Source organism: Anaerocolumna sp. AGMB13020, from assembly GCF_033100115.1.
Lineage (GTDB): Bacteria > Bacillota > Clostridia > Lachnospirales > Lachnospiraceae > Anaerocolumna.
The window spans coordinates 1,354,888-1,373,661 of record NZ_CP136910.1 but is presented as its reverse complement, the minus strand read 5'-3'; the positions used below and the strand labels follow the sequence as shown (position 1 = coordinate 1,373,661).

Annotated in this window: 3 protein-coding genes; all 3 read left to right on the top strand. The window is 42.0% G+C overall.

Going from position 1 to position 18,774, the window contains the following annotated elements:
• The first annotated feature begins 14 nt into the window (after positions 1-14).
• Genes R2R35_RS05365 through R2R35_RS05355 form a run of 3 tightly spaced genes read left to right on the top strand, consistent with a single transcriptional unit; the run spans position 15 to position 18,768 of the window.
• Positions 15-4,607, top strand: a complete 4,593-nt coding sequence (locus R2R35_RS05365; protein WP_317733477.1) for a type I polyketide synthase — start codon at positions 15-17, stop codon at positions 4,605-4,607.
• 45 nt (positions 4,608-4,652) lie between these two features.
• Entirely contained in the window at positions 4,653-13,445 is an 8,793-nt protein-coding gene (locus R2R35_RS05360; protein ID WP_317733476.1) for an SDR family NAD(P)-dependent oxidoreductase, read from the top strand.
• On the top strand, positions 13,438-18,768 hold the full coding sequence (locus R2R35_RS05355) for an SDR family NAD(P)-dependent oxidoreductase (protein WP_317733475.1): 5,331 nt from the start codon (positions 13,438-13,440) through the stop codon (positions 18,766-18,768). Before R2R35_RS05360 ends, R2R35_RS05355 begins: the two co-directional genes overlap by 8 nt.
• Positions 18,769-18,774: the final 6 nt, after the last annotated feature.

Genomic DNA, 18,774 nt, shown 5'->3' with positions numbered 1-18,774 from the left:
AAAAGGGAGGCAATATGAGAGGGAAAGGGAACACAGAAATTTCTGGGAATACTCTGACAGAAGATGAAAAAAATGTGGTAAAACTGCTTGTTGCCATGCTTGCAGAGTTATTATGTATAGAGGAAAAGGAAATAGATGAGAACACGGATTTACGTGAATTCGGCCTGGATTCCGTTGCACTCAATGAATTCACCGATATGATTAATACCCGTCTGGATACTGACATTGACTCAACACTACTGTTTGAGTATTCCAATATGAAGGAAATAGGAAATTACTTAACGGAAAAATATAGGTACTCTGTTAAGCAATATCAGGAACCGGCACTTGATTCCTCCCTTGAAAGCCAGTTAAAGAAAACAGAAAGCCAACCAGAACAAATTGAATATAATCCGGTGGAAATAATAAACGACTTGAAGGAAACTGAAAGTCTGACAGAACCGATAACAAATAAAGCGGAGCAGACTATAAGCCAGACAGAGCAATTGAAGTATCCGTCTGGTATGATAGAAAGCGAGTGGGAGCAGGTAGCAAAAGGGCAGAGATCCATTCGGGAATTATCAGATTTATTTTCAGAAAGTACAGTCACAACGCCAGTGGCTGCAGAAGATATCGCGATAATAGGAATGAGCGGGCGCTTGCCTCAATCAGAGAATTTATCTGAATTCTGGGAGCATTTAGTAAACGGGGAGGATTTGGTAACAGAGATTCCGAAGGATCGATGGGACAAAGAGGAATATTATGGAGACCCTCATAAAGGCAATAAAGCAAATAACAAATGTGGTGGTTTCTTAAAGGATATAAAAGGTTTCGATGCACAGTTCTTCAATATTTCTCCCAGAGAAGCTGAATTAATGGATCCCCAGCAGCGTATTTTACTGGAGGAGGTATGGAGAGTATTTGAGGATGCTGGTTATAAAGCTTCGGCGGTAGCCGGTTCAAATACCGGTATTTTTGTTGGTGTTGGGAATGATGATTATAATCAGCTGATTGCAGAAGGTGATATAAGCTTGGATATTTATGCAGCCACAGGGTCGTATTTTTGCATTATTGCAAACCGGATTTCTTATCTTCTGAATCTACATGGACCAAGCAGTGTGGTAGATACTGCGTGTTCCAGCTCTCTTGTGGCAATCCATCAGGCAGTGAAGGCCATACAGAACGGAGAATGTGCAATGGCGGTCGCCGGCGGTGTTAATCTTATATGCACCCCCCGTCCTTACTTATCCTTCAGTCATGCAGGGATGCTCTCCAAAGACGGCAGGTGCAAGACCTTTGATATATCAGCCAATGGCTATGTCAGAGCGGAAGGAGTGGGAGCAATCCTACTGAAGCCTCTTAGCAAAGCAGTGGAAGAGGGCAATCAAATATATGGAGTAATAAAAGGAACAGCCGTAAATCATTGCGGTCTGACAAACTCCCTAACAGCTCCCAGTCCAAATGCACAGGCAGAAGCAGTGCTTACCGCTTTGGAAAAAGGAAATATAACACCTGATACCATATCCTACATAGAAGCTCATGGAACCGGTACCAGTCTGGGAGATCCCATTGAAGTAAATGGATTAAAAAAGGCCTTTGAAGAAGCGGCAAAAGCAAAAGGTATTGTTTTAAAAGATAACTATTGCGGAATCGGTTCTGTCAAGTCCAATATAGGACATCTGGAAGTTGCTTCGGGAATTGCCGGTGTTTTTAAAGTGCTGCTCTCCATGAAACATAAAATGATTCCCGGAAATCTTCATTTTCAGAAACTTAACGATAAGATTCGTCTGGAGGGAAGCCCTTTTTATGTCGTAGACTCCAATAGGCCCTGGGAAGCCCTTGAGGATGTAAACGGTGTTCCATTACCCAGAAGGGCAGGGATCAGTTCCTTTGGTTTTGGCGGCGCCAATGCCCATGTCGTAATGGAAGAATATCAGGAGAAGGCAGGAGCTGCAGACAGGACGGACACTTTTCCTGAACATATCATACTACTATCAGCAAAAACGGAAGAACGGCTGAAAGTTTATGCAGAAAATTTCTTAAAGTTTCTGAGAACGGGGGAGGCAGCCAGCCACAAACTTATTGATATAGCCTATACCTTGCAATGCGGACGTGAAGCCATGCAGGAAAGAGTCGCCATTCTGACGGATTCCATACAGGACCTTACAGAGAAACTGGATGTCTTCCTAAAAGGAAGAGAACAAAAAGAAGTCTTCAGCGGTAATGTTAAGACCCAGAAGAAAACCATAGCAATACTAGAGGATGACCAGGAATTCAGTGAGACCTTGTTCAACTGGGCCAATAAAGGAAAATATGAGAAGATACTTGATTTGTGGACAAAGGGATTGTCTTTTGACTGGAAGCTTCTTTATGGGAAGGTGAAACCTAAAATTGTAAGCTTGCCTACCTACCCCTTTAAAAAGGAAGCTTATTGGATTCCCGGGGCTCATAAGGAAAAATCCGATACAGAGAACGGAAAGATATCAATTCTTCACCCGCTCCTTCATGAGAATCTGTCAAATTTTACGGAACAAAAATATCTTACAATATTAACCGGACAGGAATTCTTTTTAAAAGCCCATGTGATTCATGGTCAGAAAATCTTACCGGGGGTTGCCTATCTGGAAATGGCCTTCGCAGCCATAAAAGCCTCAATTGATCGTAAGGAAGAGGATATCATATTCCAGCTGAATAATATAATTTGGGCTAAGGCCGTTATAGTAAATGAGAAGCCGGTTCCTCTTAGGATATCCTTATATTTGGAAAATGAGGAACAGATCAGCTACCAGATAACCGGGGATAACTCCAGTATACACAGTGAAGGTTCGGCAAGCTTAAGACGTACCGAAAGAACATATGAAATAGATATCCGACTCAAACAGCTGGAGTGCAGAAGCGGTGAAATCTCACAAGAGGAATGCTATAAGGCTTTTGAACAGATTGGTTTTCAGTATGGCAGGGAACAAAGGGGAATAGAGCGGCTCTATCTGGGAAAAGATGAAATCCTGGCAAGCCTGGAGTTACCGGAAGAGATTAAAAGTACAAGAAAGAACTATACCCTCCATCCAAGTATCCTGGATTCTGCTATTCAGGCGACTATGGGACTTATGATGGAAAATGGAACTCTGGGTGCTTATGTCCCTTTTGCCTTGCAGACCCTTAGGATACTTGATCAGAATACGGAGATTAAGTGGGCTTCTATCAGAGCTATTAACCTGGATAACAGCAGAAATAATCTTAGAAAGTTTGATATTGATCTATGCAGTGATACCGGTAAAGTAGGTATACAGATGCAAGGATTAACCTTAAAGAAATTTGAAAAGGCAGTGGTCAGTCAGAATCTGGGAGAGCTGCTATTACTGGCACCGGAATGGAAGGAAGCAGATGTAAGAAAGAAGGGGGTAGTTCCCTATGATAACCACCTGATAATTCTTTGTGAAGTACCGGAAATCAACATTGGACAATTAAGGGAAGCTTTGGCTGGGAACACTGTAGATTTAAACTTTATGGAACTTGAGGATTCCAACAGTGACATAGGCTTAAGGTATAAAAGCTATACCAGCCAAATATTTGAGGAAATAAAGAAAGTCCTTTCAGAAAAAAGCAGTAAGAAAAAGCTGGTACAGCTTATTATACATAATAACCCTGAGGAAAAGTTATATGGAGCCTTAAGCGGTCTGTTAAAGACCGCAGAACAGGAAAATCCCAGGATAAATGGTCAGATCATTGAAATTGAACAGGGAGAAACAGCAGCAGACCTGGCAGATAAAATCATTGATAATAGTAAAAGTCCCACAGAGAAGCAGGTCAGTTATCGGGAGGGAAAACGTTATGTGAAATCCTGGAAGGAATTAACGGGAGTTTTAGGGGAAAAGCAACCCTGGAGAGATAACGGAAGATACCTGATAACCGGAGGAAGAGGAGAACTGGGATTAATATTTGCAAGAGAGATAGCAGAAAAATCCAAAAATCCAACGATTATATTAACCGGCAGAGGAAAGCTTAAGGAAGATAAGCAGGAGGTTCTTAGAGAACTTCAAAAGCTTGGAGCATCGATTGTGTACAGGCAGGCAGATGTTACGGATGTTAAGGGCGTACAGGAGCTTATTGAAGAAATCATCAAAGCGTATGGAGCTATAAATGGAATTCTCTACTGCGCGGGTATAAAACGTGATAACTATATATACAAAAAGACAAAAGATGAATTTCAGACGGTACTGGAACCAAAGGTAAGTGGTCTGATAAATCTCGATAAAACAGCCAGGGACATTCCCCTGGACTTTTTTATTTTATTCTCATCCATTGCAGGTTCTCTTGGTAATCCCGGACAAGCGGATTATGCTGCTGCCAACGCATTTATGGATGAGTATGCAGGGTACAGAAATGAGCTGGTAAAGAACGGCAGGCGTTATGGCAGAACAGTATCCATCAACTGGCCGCTGTGGCAGAGCGGAGGAATGCATATGACGGAAGAAGCGGAGAAACTTCATGGGGCAAAGACCGGAATGAAAGCCTTACAGACAGAGAAAGGTCTGGAGGCTTTTTATAAAATATATGGACAGGAGCAGGCACAAGTCATGGTTGCAATGGGAGATGGCAGGAAAATCCGTGAATTTATTGAGAAATAGATAGGTCACTTAACAATTTTGTCAAAAGGAAAAGGAAAATCGGATATGAAAGAAAATATAAAAGAGAGGGCAATGCCATATTTTAAAGAATTGCTGTCGGCGGAACTTAAAGTTCCGGTACATAAAATAGAAGAAGATGTGCCCATGGAGGAATATGGAATAGATTCCGTAATGGTCATGCAAATGACCGATAAACTGGAAGAAACCTTTGGGAACCTGCCTAAGACTTTATTTTTTGAATATCAGACCATTGGGGAACTGACGGAATATTTTATGTCCGAGCATCAGCAGAAATTAAGAGATATTTTAGGTATCCAGAAAAAAGACAGTCCTGCTGGGGCAGTTGTTTCCCAAGAAAGGGTTACCATATATTTTAAAGAGCTGTTATCAGAAGAATTAAAGGTCCCAAAGCATAAAATTGAGGACGATGTGCCTATGGAGGAGTATGGTATAGATTCGGTTATGATTATGCAGATGACCGATAAGCTGGAGGAGGCCTTTGGCGTACTTCCAAAGACTCTGTTTTTTGAATACAGGACCATTGAGGAGCTTACGGAGTATTTCATGGCAGAACATTATCAGAAACTGCAGGAGATTTTAAGTTCGGCCCATAATGAAGAACCAGGACTTGAAAACCGGGACAATACGATGGATTTGGATACGCATTTCAATAAAGTCTTATATAAAGAACGGAGTCAAGAACCAAAGAATGAACCAAAGCAAGAACCAAACCAGGAAGTGAAGCAAGAACCACAATATGAACGGAAGCAAGAACCAGCCAAAGAACGGGTACAGAATCTTGAAAGAGACATAATTCAGGATGATATGAAAAGAAACAAGGATAGAAATAGAAGCAAAGACCTGGGTAAAGCGTTTGCTTACGAAGAAGAATATATACCGTTCCTAACTCCAGGGTTTGATAGGAAGCAAAAGAGCCGTTATGCTTCTTTTAAGCAGGAAGAAAAGGAACTACAGGAAGAAAAAAATAATAACGGGGAAATTGCCATCATAGGTCTGGGGGGCAAATACCCTCAGGCAGAAGATCTGAACGAATATTGGGAAAACCTGAAGGCAGGCAGGAACTGCGTTACAGAAATTCCGGAGGAGCGTTGGGATTACACGGCATATTATGCCCCGGATAAACAGAAAGAGGGAAAGGTAAATTCCAAGTGGGGTGGATTTTTAGAGGGTGTTTATCAGTTCGATCCCTTGTTCTTTAATATCTCTCCCCATGAAGCTGAGATAATTGACCCACAGGAGAGACTCTTCCTTACCTGTGTCCACGAAACGCTGGAGGATGCAGGTTATACAAAGGAAACCTGCAGTCGTTACAGAGAAAATGGGATGGAGGGGAATATAGGTGTTTTTGTAGGGGCTTTGTTTGAGGAATACCAGTTTTATGGTGCCAGGGAACAGGAACAGGGGAATATGATTGCTTTGAACGGAAGTCTGTCTTCTATTGCAAACAGAGTATCCTATTATTTTAATTTTCACGGGCCCAGCATGGCTGTTGATACCTTATGCTCTTCTTCCTTAACAGCTATACATCTGGCTTGCCAGAGTCTTCAAAAAGGTGACTGTGAAATGGCCGTTGCCGGAGGTGTCAATGTAACGCTTCATCCCAATAAATATGTACTGCTAGGACAAAATAATTTCCTTTCCAGCAAGGGTCTTTGTGAGAGCTTTGGAGAAGGTGGAGACGGTTATGTTCCGGGGGAAGGAGTAGGAGCTCTTTTGCTGAAACCCTTCGACAAGGCGGTAGCTGAGGGGGATCATATCTATGGAATTATTAAAAGCACTGCTATCAATCATGGCGGGAAAACCAATGGCTATACTGTACCCAATCCCAATGCCCAGGCAGAGGTTATACGCAGGGCTTATAAAAAGGCCAATATCAATCCCAGAGCAATGGGTTATATAGAAGCTCATGGTACCGGCACAGCTCTCGGTGATCCCATAGAAATCAGTGGCTTAAATAAGGTATTCAGCGAATATACAAAGGACAGGCAGTTCTGCAGAATCGGGTCGGTAAAATCCAATATCGGTCATTGTGAAAGTGCGGCGGGGATTGCAGGAATTACAAAAATCCTGTTACAGATGAAATATGGGTATCTGGTCCCTTCTCTTCATTCGAAGCGATTAAATCCGGGTATTGATTTTAACAGCAGCCCTTTTAAGGTGCAGCAGGATTTGGAGCCCTGGACACGCTGTACTTTAAGCCTGAACGGTGAGATAAAAGAATTCCCTCTGATGGCCGGAATCTCTTCTTTTGGTGCAGGTGGTTCCAATGCGCATATCGTTATAGAAGAGTACATAAAACCAACCCTTGCTAAAAGTACCGGAAAGCCATCCCGGCAAATATATGTTTTCTCAGCCAGAGATGAGAAAAGATTAAAGGAATATGTCTTGAAACACCAGAGTTATATCGCCGGCTGCAATGACCAGGCGGACGGGGATAAGGACAGTCTGTTTCAGAATATGGCATATACCCTTCAGGTTGGACGTGAGGCTATGCAGGAAAGAATTGCAATCGTAGCAGCTGACCTTGAAGAAGTAAAGAAGAAATTGCAGGACTATAGCAACGGGGAAGAATATATACCAAATCTTTACCAGGGGAATACCAAAGCCCTTCCCTTCAGGGAGGTTTTTGAAGGAGCAGCAAGTGAAGAATTTGTAAAAGCGTTAATGAAGAACAGAGAGTTTGATAAGCTTGCCGAGCTATGGGTAGCAGGCGTAGCCATTTACTGGCACTGGTTATATATAGAGGATAGTTTACCGCAGCTTATTTCCATTCCCACCTATCCCTTTGCAAGGGGTGAGTATTCCCTGGCGAAAGCGGTAGTAGTTCATGAAAAGAAGCAAGACAAAAAGGAATACGCCGAAGCAGAGGCAGAAGCGGATAACTTTTTTTATAGTCCCAGGTGGGAACGCATGAAAGCATCGGAACAAAATACCGGCAGAACCATTAAGCCCAAGAAAGTTCTTCTCATCATAAATGAGGCATCTGAGGCTGTGTGTAAGGAAATGGAAAAACTGTATGAAGAGCAGGAAGTAATAAAAGCAAAACTGGATACCTGGGAGGAAAGAATTTCGCAAAAAGAGTACAGGTTAGATTATAGTTCTCTGGCTTCCTTTGAGAAATTATTGACAGAAGTTAAGGAAATAGATACCTTTCTCTATTTTGGCGGAATGATAGCTGGAGGTATCGATACCCAGGCTTTGGATTATTTAGATCTTGTACAGGAGCAAAGTGTAATGTCCTTGTACCGGCTTATCAAGGCTATGGTAAATTGTGGTTATGGATCCCACAATATTACCTTTAAACTGATTACGAATAATGTACATAAAATATCACCGGAAGATAACTGTTTTCCTTATGCAGCCGGTGCATTTGGTTTGATGAAATCAGCAGAGAAAGAATTTCCTGACTGGCAGGTCAGCGGGTTCGATATCGATTATAACGGAGAAGGTAGCTTATTCCCGGAAAAGAAAACCGCTTTACAGTCAATAGTCTATGACAGCCTGTCCATCAGCAAATCAGAAATAGTTATCAGGGACAAGGTCAGATATATCCGCAGAATATACCCGGTGAATCTGTCTCATTCTGAAACTGCTGGTTTTAAGGAAAAGGGAGTATATCTCATTATTGGCGGAGCCGGTGGTATAGGTCTGGAGCTTTCCTTGCATCTGGCAAGAAAATATCAGGGAAAGCTGGTGCTTACCGGCAGACGGGAAATAAATCAGGAAATAGAAGGAAAAGTAAAGCAAATAGAAGCCTTGGGGGGAAAGGCACTTTATGTCCGTGGAGATATAACTGACCCGGAGAGTATGACAGAAGTGCTCAGGACAGCAAAGGACAGATTCGGTAAAATAAACGGAGTAATTCATTCTGCCCTGGTTTTGCAGGATCAGTCCCTTTGTAACATGGAAGAAGATACAATGAAACAGGTTCTTGCACCAAAAGTAAAAGGAAGTGTAGTTCTTCATAATGTGGTAAAAGAGGAGGAACTGGACTTTTTAATGTATTTTTCCTCAGGGCAGACCTTTTTTGGAAACCAGGGACAAAGCAACTATGCGGCGGCGTGTGCCTTTACCGATTCCTTTGCCTTGTACGAAAAGGAGATTTTGGAGTATCCGGTTAAGTTAATCAATTGGGGGTACTGGGGTGAAGTTGGTATCGTTGCAGGGGGGGAATACAGCAGACGGCTTTCTGCCAATGGAATATATCCCATCCTGACAAAGGAAGGCATAGACGGAATCGAGAAAATCTTAAGCTCCCAGGGAGCTCAGATACTTGCATTGAAAGCAAATGAAGAGGTTCTTGAAAATATAGGTGTGGACCTGAAACTTAAGATATCTGCATACAAAGAGGAGGATAACTCTGTTAGTGCTGAACTATTAAAGAAAGAGGATATGCCGGAGTTAGGAAAGGAAAGGCTGCAAATAATAGAGGAATCCTTTCAGGAGCTAAGGAAATTTACAGCTTTCATCTTGTTGGAGGCCTTTCAAAAGAAAGGGATATTTGCACAGAAGGAACAGCTTTACAGTCTGTCAGCTTTTAAAAAAGAAGTCCATCTTATGGAGAAATACAACAGGCTGTTTGATAGTATGCTCAACATTTTAGTAAAGGATGGCGTTATTGTTCAGACGGGAATTGATACCTTTAGAGTATCCCAACGGATAGAAAATGAAGTTCTGAAAAGCAAGTTGCTGCGGATGGAGGAAGAAAAGGTCAGTTTGTCTGAACTTTATCCTATGGTTATACCCTATTTGGAGTTGTTATGGACCTGTTCCAGACATTTCTGGGAAATCTTAAGTGGGGAATATCCCGCCACAGATATTATTTTTCCGGGTTCCTCCATGAAACTGGTGGAACGAATTTATAACGGAAATGAAGTATCGGATTATATGAATGAGGTCATAACCTGGGCAGTGAAGACATATATCGAGAAGCGTTTGAAGCGTCTTCGGGGAAATGAGAAAATAAAGATATTGGAAATCGGTGCCGGAACAGGAGGCACAAGCCGTACTGTTTTTAACGGAATCAGGAAATATGGGGAACACCTTCAATATGAGTTTACCGATATCTCAGAGGCTTTTCTGAAATACGGTAAAGAATCCTTTGGAGCAGAGAATCCTTATGTCAGATTCAGAACCTTAAATGTTGAAAAAGATATCCTCTCCCAGGGTTATGTACCGGGAGAGTTTGATCTGATTATTGCGACCAATGTTCTGCATGCAACGATTAATATCAATCAAACGGTAAAAAATGCGAAAGTCCTTCTAAAGAAGAGCGGGTGGCTGATATTAAATGAAAATACAAAAGTAGAGGAAGTTGCCACCTTAACCTTTGGATTGCTGGATGGCTGGTGGTTATTTGAAGACGAGAGCAGCCGTATGAATGGTTCTCCTCTACTGGATAATGATATGTGGAGAAAGCTCTTACTGGAAGAGGGTTATCGAAATGTAAAACAATTTGGGCAGCCGGAGGAGGAAGCTTTCCATTTGCACCAGAATGTCATTATTTCTGAAAGTGACGGAGTGGTTAAGCTGCCTGTAGAAAAAGAGGCTATAAAAAAAGAAGCTATAAAAAGCCCGATAATAAAACCGGCAATTCAAACCTCTTCCTTCCTCGACCAACAAATGGATAGCAGGAATGTAGAGCATTTGGTGGAAGCCTCCATTCTGGACTGCCTGGCTGAGGTGTTAAAGATTGGCATAGAAGAATTGGATATCAATACACCTTATAAAGAGTATGGTGTGGATTCCATATTATCCGGACAGATCATAAATAAAATAAATGATAAGCTTGGAATCGAACTTAATTCCACGGCATTGTTCAATTATCCCACCACATTGAAATTAAAAGAATTCATATTCAAAAAATATCAGGATCAGATACTGTTGGATTATAAAAGTAAGTCTGAGGAGACCAATAGTAATGATAGTACGGATAAGGTAGAAAACAGCATCAGGGAAAAAGACTGTATTAGGGAAGAAGACGGAGACTGGGAAGAAAGCAGAAATACCACTTATAACACCGCAAGCCAGGAGGCTTCCATGAATATTGCTATCGTCGGCATGTCCGGTATGTTTCCGGGGGCAGCTACCTTGACGGAGTATTGGGATAACCTATGCAGTGGAAAAAATTCAGTGACAGAAATTGACCGATGGAAACTGGACAGCTTTTATGATCCAGATTCCCAGGTACCCAATAAGAGCTATATTAAAACATCGGGTATGTTAACCGATGCAGATAAGTTCGATCCTTTATTCTTTCATATTTCACCAAGAGAAGCTGAGCTAATGGACCCGCAGCAAAGGATATTTCTACAGGAAGCCTGGAAAGCTTTGGAGGATGCGGGTTTTTCAGATGAATATCTCAATGAAAGGAAATGCGGAGTATATGTAGGTTGCAACGAAAGTTACTATATGCAGCTTATAGAAGAGAGCGGGATCGAAAAAAGCAACTATGTTTTTACAGGCAATACACTACCTATTTTATCAGCAAGGATATCCTATTTACTTAATTTACGAGGTCCCAGTCTGGTAGTTACCACTGCCTGCTCCTCCTCCCTGGTAGCGCTCCATCAGGCCTGTGCAAGTATTATTACGGGAGATTCAGAAATAGCGATAGCTGGTGGGGTCAATGTATTCCCTACACCTTATTTCCATACTATTGCAAGCAGCACCGGAATGCTTTCCTATAATGATAAATGCCGCCCTTTTGACAACAAGGCGGATGGCTTTATTCCTGCGGAGGGCGTAGGAGCCGTGGTGCTCAAAAAACTCGATAAAGCAATAAAAGACGGTGACCATATCTACAGCGTAATCCTTGGCACAGGAATTAATCAGGATGGAAAAAGCAACGGAATTACTGCTCCCAGTGCGCCCTCTCAGGCAGCACTGGAATACGAGGTGTATACGAAATATAAGATTGACCCGGAAAACATCAGCTATATAGAAGCCCATGGTACAGGTACAAAGTTAGGTGATCCCATTGAAATTGAAGCACTTAGCGAGGCCTTCCGCAAATTCACGGAGAAAAAGCAATTCTGTGCAATCGGTGCAGTAAAGGCAAATATCGGACATGCACTGGAGGCTTCGGGAATGGCAAGCTTAATGAAGGTTCTGCTCTGCATGAAATATAAGAAACTTGTCCCCAGTATAAACTATGAGACCGCTAATGAGTTCATATCATTTAAGGACAGCCCGGTTTACGTAAATACAGAATTAATACCCTGGACATCACCGGAGGGAATCCCCAGAACTGCTGCCATCAGTGCTTTTGGTATCAGTGGCACCAACAGCCATATGGTAATGAAAGAATATGTGGAGGAACCTGCCGGTAAAACAGCAGCCTTACCCTATTATCTGGTGGCAGTTTCGGCAAAGACAAAAACGGCGTTACAGCTTAAATTAGCCGATATGGCCCATTGGCTGTCAGCAGATAATAATGCCCATTCTCTGGGCGATATTGCCTATACCCTGCTGACGGGAAGAAGCCATTTTTCCTATAGGGCGGCCTTTGTCGTTAAATCCATAGCTGAGTTGGTTCAGGAACTGGAACTGGCAAGAAATCAATCACCGGATAGTAAAATGCTTTCCGGGGATTATATCAGTACAAATTTCAGACCGGAACCAGGAGAGCAAAAGTCGGGCGATGATTTAGCAGAGGAACTTCGTGTATCGGTTTCCGGAGAGGTTGAATATGAGGAGAAGCTTTCACGTTTAGGAGAATTATATGTGAGAGGTTATTCTCTGGCTTGGAGAGCACTTTATGCTTCAGAGGATTATAAAAAAGTATCCCTGCCCACCTATCCTTTTGCAAAAGAAAGGTATTGGATAGAAAGCAAAGCAGCTGTACTGGCTGTGAATGATGATATCTCCCGAAAACTTCATCCACTCCTTGGTAAGAACACCTCAACGCTGAATGAGCAAAAATATACTACCAAATTTAACGGAGAGGAAAATTTCATAAAAGACCATGAGATAAATGGAAATAAAATCATGCCAGGTGCAGCCTATATTGAAATGGTTCGTGCCAGCGGCGAATTAGCAGCAGAATTACCGGTTAAAAGTATTAAAAATATTATCTGGGGCACACCTGTTGTAATTACGGACAACAAAGAAGTAAATCTCGGACTAAGGATAGAAGATGGCCAGGTAGCCTTTGAAATCTATACAAAAGAGGGTAGAGAACGTTTGACACATGCTCAGGGTGTTCTGGATTTCGAAGAAAATACATCAGAAGATATCCTTTTCAATCACAAGCTGGACTTAGAGGTAATTCAGAAAAGATGTGACAGAGTACTGCCGGGAGATGTGTGTTATGCCTCGTTTAGGACAAGGAGCCTGAATTATGGTCAAAGCTTTCAGGTAATACAAGAGCTTTACAGCAATTCAGAGGAGGCACTGGCATATCTTAAGCTGCCGGCTCCCCTTACCGCTGGTTTTTATATGTACGGAATCCATCCCTCCATACTTGATGGTGCTTTACAAACGGCTATAGGGTTAGCCGATTATCTGGAGGTAGATTCAAAAGCCGCTTTTGTTCCTTTTTTCATTCAGGAAGTCCAGCTCTTTCACCCACTGGAACCGGAGTGTTATGCCCATGTAATAAAAGTAAATGAATCCATAACGAATAATTCCTTTACCTTTCACCTTTCCATTACAGATAAGAAAGGTGAAATCCTGGCTGTCATCGAGGGCTACAACATAAGGCAGCTTAGGAAGGAAACAGAGAAGGATAATACGTTAAAGCTGCTGGAACAATTGGAAAATGGAACCTTAACACCATGGGAAGTGGAAAAATTGATGGAGGAAGCCAATGAGTGAGGAGAAGCTTAGCAGAAGTGAGATTTTAAAGCTGATAGCAGAGAAGAAAATTACTTCAAGGGAAGGCTTGCTTTTATTGAAGCAAAATAAGCCCAGGGACGAGAGACAAGCGCCTGCTTCCTCTACGCTTACCAAAACCTTTCAATCCGGTTGGGTGAAATGTGAGCTAAGCCAGGAGATAATAAACCCTGAGAACCGGGACAATAAGTCCTTTAATAATATGATTCTTTTTGATTACAACGGCGATTTAAGAAATGCATTCATTGCTGATCCTGAGTTGGAAGCCTCTCCGCTTATCCTTGTAACACCAGGAGAAAAATTCTACAAATTTGATGCTTACACTTATGAAATTAACCCATCGGAGAAAGAAGATTATAAACGTTTCTTTGATAATTTGCTGGAAGAAGACATCATGCCGGAAAAAATCGTTCATTTATGGGCAAAAACACAGCTGCCTGCAGCAGAGACAGGAATATCCCATCAGCTTGAAATTAGCTTTTACTCATTATTGTTTATAACCCAGGCGTTGTTACAGCTTAAGATAAAAAATCAACTGAAAATGCTCTTTCTTTATGATGCTCAAGATAAAAATGAACCCTTCTATGCAGCAATGAGTGGTTTTGCTAAAACCATACAGTTGGAAAACCCAAATTATATTATTAAGGTAATTGCAGCTGCAAAAGAATGGGAGGAAGGCTCAGCCTCACGGAAAGAAAAGGATAAGTTAAGGACTACCTTTAAAGTTATAACGAGAGAGCTCATAAGCAGACAGAAGGAGACAGAGATTAAGTATTATGGCGGAGAAAGATATAAGAGGGAATACAGAGAAATTCAACTGCCGCCTTTACAGGAAGGTCAGCCCCTGTTAAAACAACAGGGAACCTATCTCATTACAGGAGGAACCGGCGGTATTGGAATGTTTATTGCCCGCTACCTGGCAAAATACTTTCCTGGAAATCTTATTCTGACTGGCCGTTCCGTATTAAGTGCAGTAAAGAAACAGGAGTTAGAGGATTTAGAAAGGCTGGGCGCAGCTGTTACATATCTTCGAGCCGATGTAAGCAACAAAGAAGAGGTTGATTATCTCTTAGAACAGGGGACTTTAAAGTTCGGACCGATAAACGGAATCTTTCATTGTGCCGGGATATTTCAGGATACTCTGGCACTTAACAAAAAGCAGGAAGCAATAGAAGAAGTATTTGGCCCTAAAATTTATGGCTCCATTTATCTCAGTGAAAGGCTAAAAAGGTATCCGGTGGATTTTTTGGTGTTCTTTTCCGGATTGGCAAGTATATTCGGAAATGTGGGTCAAATCGATTATGCCTATGCTAATGCCTTTGAAGACCATTATGCAAGGTATCTTAAAAAGGAGCTTCCAGGCACCAGAATCAGAGTCATTAACTGGCCTTTATGGGAAAATGGCGGTATGCGGATTGAACAGCAGCAGAGAGAGTGGTTAGAGGAAAATTATGGATTGCAGGCAATTGGTAATGAAAAAGGGATGGAAGTGTTACTGAGAGCTCTAAACAGTCCTTATGAGGAGGTCATTGTAGTCCAGACAGAAACAGACAAGCTGGATATAATTGACGGACTGTTAAAGGGAGCAGGGAGGGCGCCGGATTCCGTTAAAACAGACCTCGTAACAACCTCTGCTGATATAGGTGAAGTTACAGAGAATTATCTTAAAAAAATTCTGGCGGAAGAATTAAAGTTAGCTGAAAGCTGTTTTATTTCTACGGAACCATGGGAAAAGTACGGCATCAATTCCATGTCCATTGTAAAAATGACAAATAAAATTGAGAAGGATTTTGGCCCTATTTCAAAAACTTTATTTTTCGAATACCAGAATCTTCAGGAATTAGTTCAATATTTTGCGGAAAGCCATAAAGAAATCCTTCTGGATAAATTGATTCATAACGAGCAGAAAGCTTCTAAGCCCTTAACAGCTTCCCCTCTAATGGGTAAAGATATAAAGGAAGATAAGGGAATTGGGAAAAGTCGATTTCTTAATGTCTCTCCAGACAGCAACCCGGAAAGAGTAAGGGAGGGTAACAACAAAGCAAAGAATCATAAAAATAACACCGACATAGCCATTATTGGTATAAGCGGTAAGTACCCTATGGCAGAGAATCTGGAGGAATTCTGGGAAAACCTGAAAACGGGCATGGACTGTATTACGGAAATTCCGCAGGAACGATGGGATTACCAGAGATATTACAAGAAGGAAAAGGGTATAAAAGACAAAGCTTACAGTAAATGGGGAGGTTTCCTGGCTGATTACGATATGTTTGATCCGCTGTTCTTTGGAATTACCCCAAGAGATGCTGAAATGATGGATCCGCAGGAGCGTTTATTTCTTGAAGTTACCTGGCAGGCAATGGAGGATGCAGGGTATAATCTGGATAAGCTCAAAGGATATGAGGTCGGTGTTTATGTAGGCGTTATGTATGGACATTATCAGATATTCGGTGCGGAGGAGACGCTATACGGAAATCCCATGGCACTAAGCTCTTCTTATGCTTCCATTGCAAACAGGGTATCCTACACCTTAGATTTCACTGGACCCAGTATTGCCATTGATACCATGTGTTCGTCTTCCCTGACTACCATACATTTTGCCTGTGAGAGCATACACAGCGGAGAATGCCAGATGGCTGTTGCCGGAGGTGTGAATCTTACCATACATCCAACCAAGCATCAATATCTGTGTGCCAATAATTTTGCATCCACAGACGGCAGATGCAGAAGCTTTGGAGAAGGGGGCGACGGCTATGTACCAGGGGAGGGAGTAGGGGCGTTATTATTAAAATCCCTGAGTCAGGCGGAAGCAGACGGAGATCATATCTACGCTGTAATAAAAGCAAGTTCCATTAATCATGGCGGAAGGACCAACGGCTACACGGTACCAAATCCTAAGAGACAGAGTGAGCTTATAGTTAAAACCTTAGAAAAGGCGCAGATTAATCCAAGAGCAATCAGTTATCTGGAAGCGCATGGAACCGGAACCTCTCTTGGAGATCCTATTGAGATAACCGGACTTACCAAAGCATTTACAAAATACACCGATGAGAAACAGTATTGTGCCATCGGATCGGTAAAGTCCAATATTGGTCATGGGGAGGCGGCAGCCGGAATAGCCGGCATCACGAAAATACTATTGCAGATGAAGCATAAGCAGCTGGTACCTACCTTACATAGTGAAAGCACGAACCCCAATATCGAATTTAATAACACCCCCTTCTACCTTCAAAGAAGCTGTTCCCATTGGGCACAGCCAACCGTTGAGCTGGAAGGAGAAGAAAAAAAATGTCCGAGAATAGCCGGAATCAGTGCCTTTGGTGCAGGCGGCTCCAATGCCCATATAATCCTGGAAGAATACATAGAAAAGGAAGCGGCAGAAACACGAGCAGCAAAACCTCAGCTTATTATCTTATCTGCACGTAATAAGGACAGATTGAAGCAATATGCGAAAGCCCTGTGTGTTTCTATTGAAAAGCTCAGCAATAAAACCGATGATGTGAAAGGAACTCAGCCCCAGGTACGTAACCTTATATGCGGACTAATAGCGGAACTACTCCAGGTTGAGGCTTTGGAGGTTGGAAGTGTGGGAGTATTCTCGGAGCTAAATTTAGATATTATGAAACTGAATCTGCTGGTGGAAAGTATCAATCAGAAGCTCAATGTGGATGTGACGGTAAGAGATGTAATGGAATATGCTAGTGTCGACAGCATTGCTTTATACTTAAGCAGCAGGTGCCCGAACCAGATTAGCAAGGCCGGACTCTTAGAGGAAAAGCCGGAAAGTAATGATACCTGGACATGCCAGATTAATATGAGGGAGATTGCATATACCTTACAAACCGGACGTGAGGAAAAAGATTTTCGGCTGGCTGTTATTGCTGCTGATGCAAAAGAATTACAACAAAAATTAAGAGATTTCCTGAAGGACAGGAACGAAAATAATAGTTTTATAACCGGCAGTGTAACGGAAAAGAAAGATTATTCCAAAGAAAGTATTCAAAATGAAGATTATATGAAAATAGCTAAATTATGGGTAACAGGAGCAAGGATAGACTGGAATATACTCTATTCAGATAAAAAACCAAAAACCCTGTCGCTACCAACCTATCCCTTTGAGAGGAAAAGATACTGGTATAACAGTTTTCAAAAAATATCGGAAACAAAGGAGAGAATTCCGGCAGAGAGAATTCCGGTTGAACAAACTCCTGCTGAACGAATTACGCCGGAGAGAACTCCAATTGAGAAAGTGTCCCAAGAGAGCATTTCCAAAGAAAGCATCCCCAAAGAAAGCAGCCAGGTTATAATTACCGATTCCCAGAATGAAGTTGTTTCCAATGGGTTTGAACAAGAGCTGGATTTGGTGTGTGCCGAAAGCAACTATAAAGGAAATGAAGTATCCTTGCAAATAATAGAGGAATCCATCGCTCTAATAACCATGCAGGATGAAAAAAACAGGAATATGTTTGCTGAAAATCTGATACTGGGATTAATGGCGAGATTTGCACAGGTGAAAAAGGATCTCAGAATAAAAGCAATCATTGTAACGGGTTATGAGAATATATTCAGCATGGGAGGGACCCAGGAGCAGCTGTTAAATATCGCAGAGCAGAAGAACAGTTTTACGGATGCGCCTTTTTTATACAGGGGACTATTAGAAGCACCTGTCCCCGTCATAACGGCAATACAGGGACATGCAGCCGGCGGCGGCTTACTTTTTGGGTTATTCGGGGATATTGTGATAATGGCAAAAGAAGGCATTTACAGCGCTGTTTTTGCTAAATATGGATTTACTCCTGGTATGGGAGCTACCTATATATTAAAAGAGAAATTCGGCATTAACCTGTCGACGGAGATGATGTACACTGCCAAGACTTACTCCGGGGAAGAATTATACCAAAAAGGAGCGGGAGTTACTTTCGTAAAAGGCAAAGAGGTTTTAAAAGAAGCCTTAAGTATCGCAAGATCTTTATCGGAAAAGCCCCTAATCACCTTAAAAACCCTAAAGCAAAATCTGGCAGGAAAGATATTAAGGGAATTACCGGAGTATATCAGACAGGAAAATCTGATGCACCGCCAAACCTTCACCAAACCGGAAGTAAAGGAAAGAATCCGTCATTTTTATCTGGAGGATAAAGCTTTTAATACTGCCATAAAAATGGAGGGTGATAAGAGGGAAGCGGAAGAGAGTAAATCAGATTTTACAGCAGACCTGGGTAAAATGCTGGAAGCCTTAGAGGCAGGAAAAATTACACCGGAGGAGGCAGTTTTGTTCCGGCACAGGATTGAAAGAACAAGGGAATAAAAATGG

Coding starts and splice junctions, on each gene's coding strand:
- R2R35_RS05365 (WP_317733477.1), top strand. CDS start 15: ATGAGAGGGAAAGGGAACACAGAAATTTCTGGGAATACTCTGACAGAA.
- R2R35_RS05360 (WP_317733476.1), top strand. CDS start 4,653: ATGAAAGAAAATATAAAAGAGAGGGCAATGCCATATTTTAAAGAATTG.
- R2R35_RS05355 (WP_317733475.1), top strand. CDS start 13,438: ATGAGTGAGGAGAAGCTTAGCAGAAGTGAGATTTTAAAGCTGATAGCA.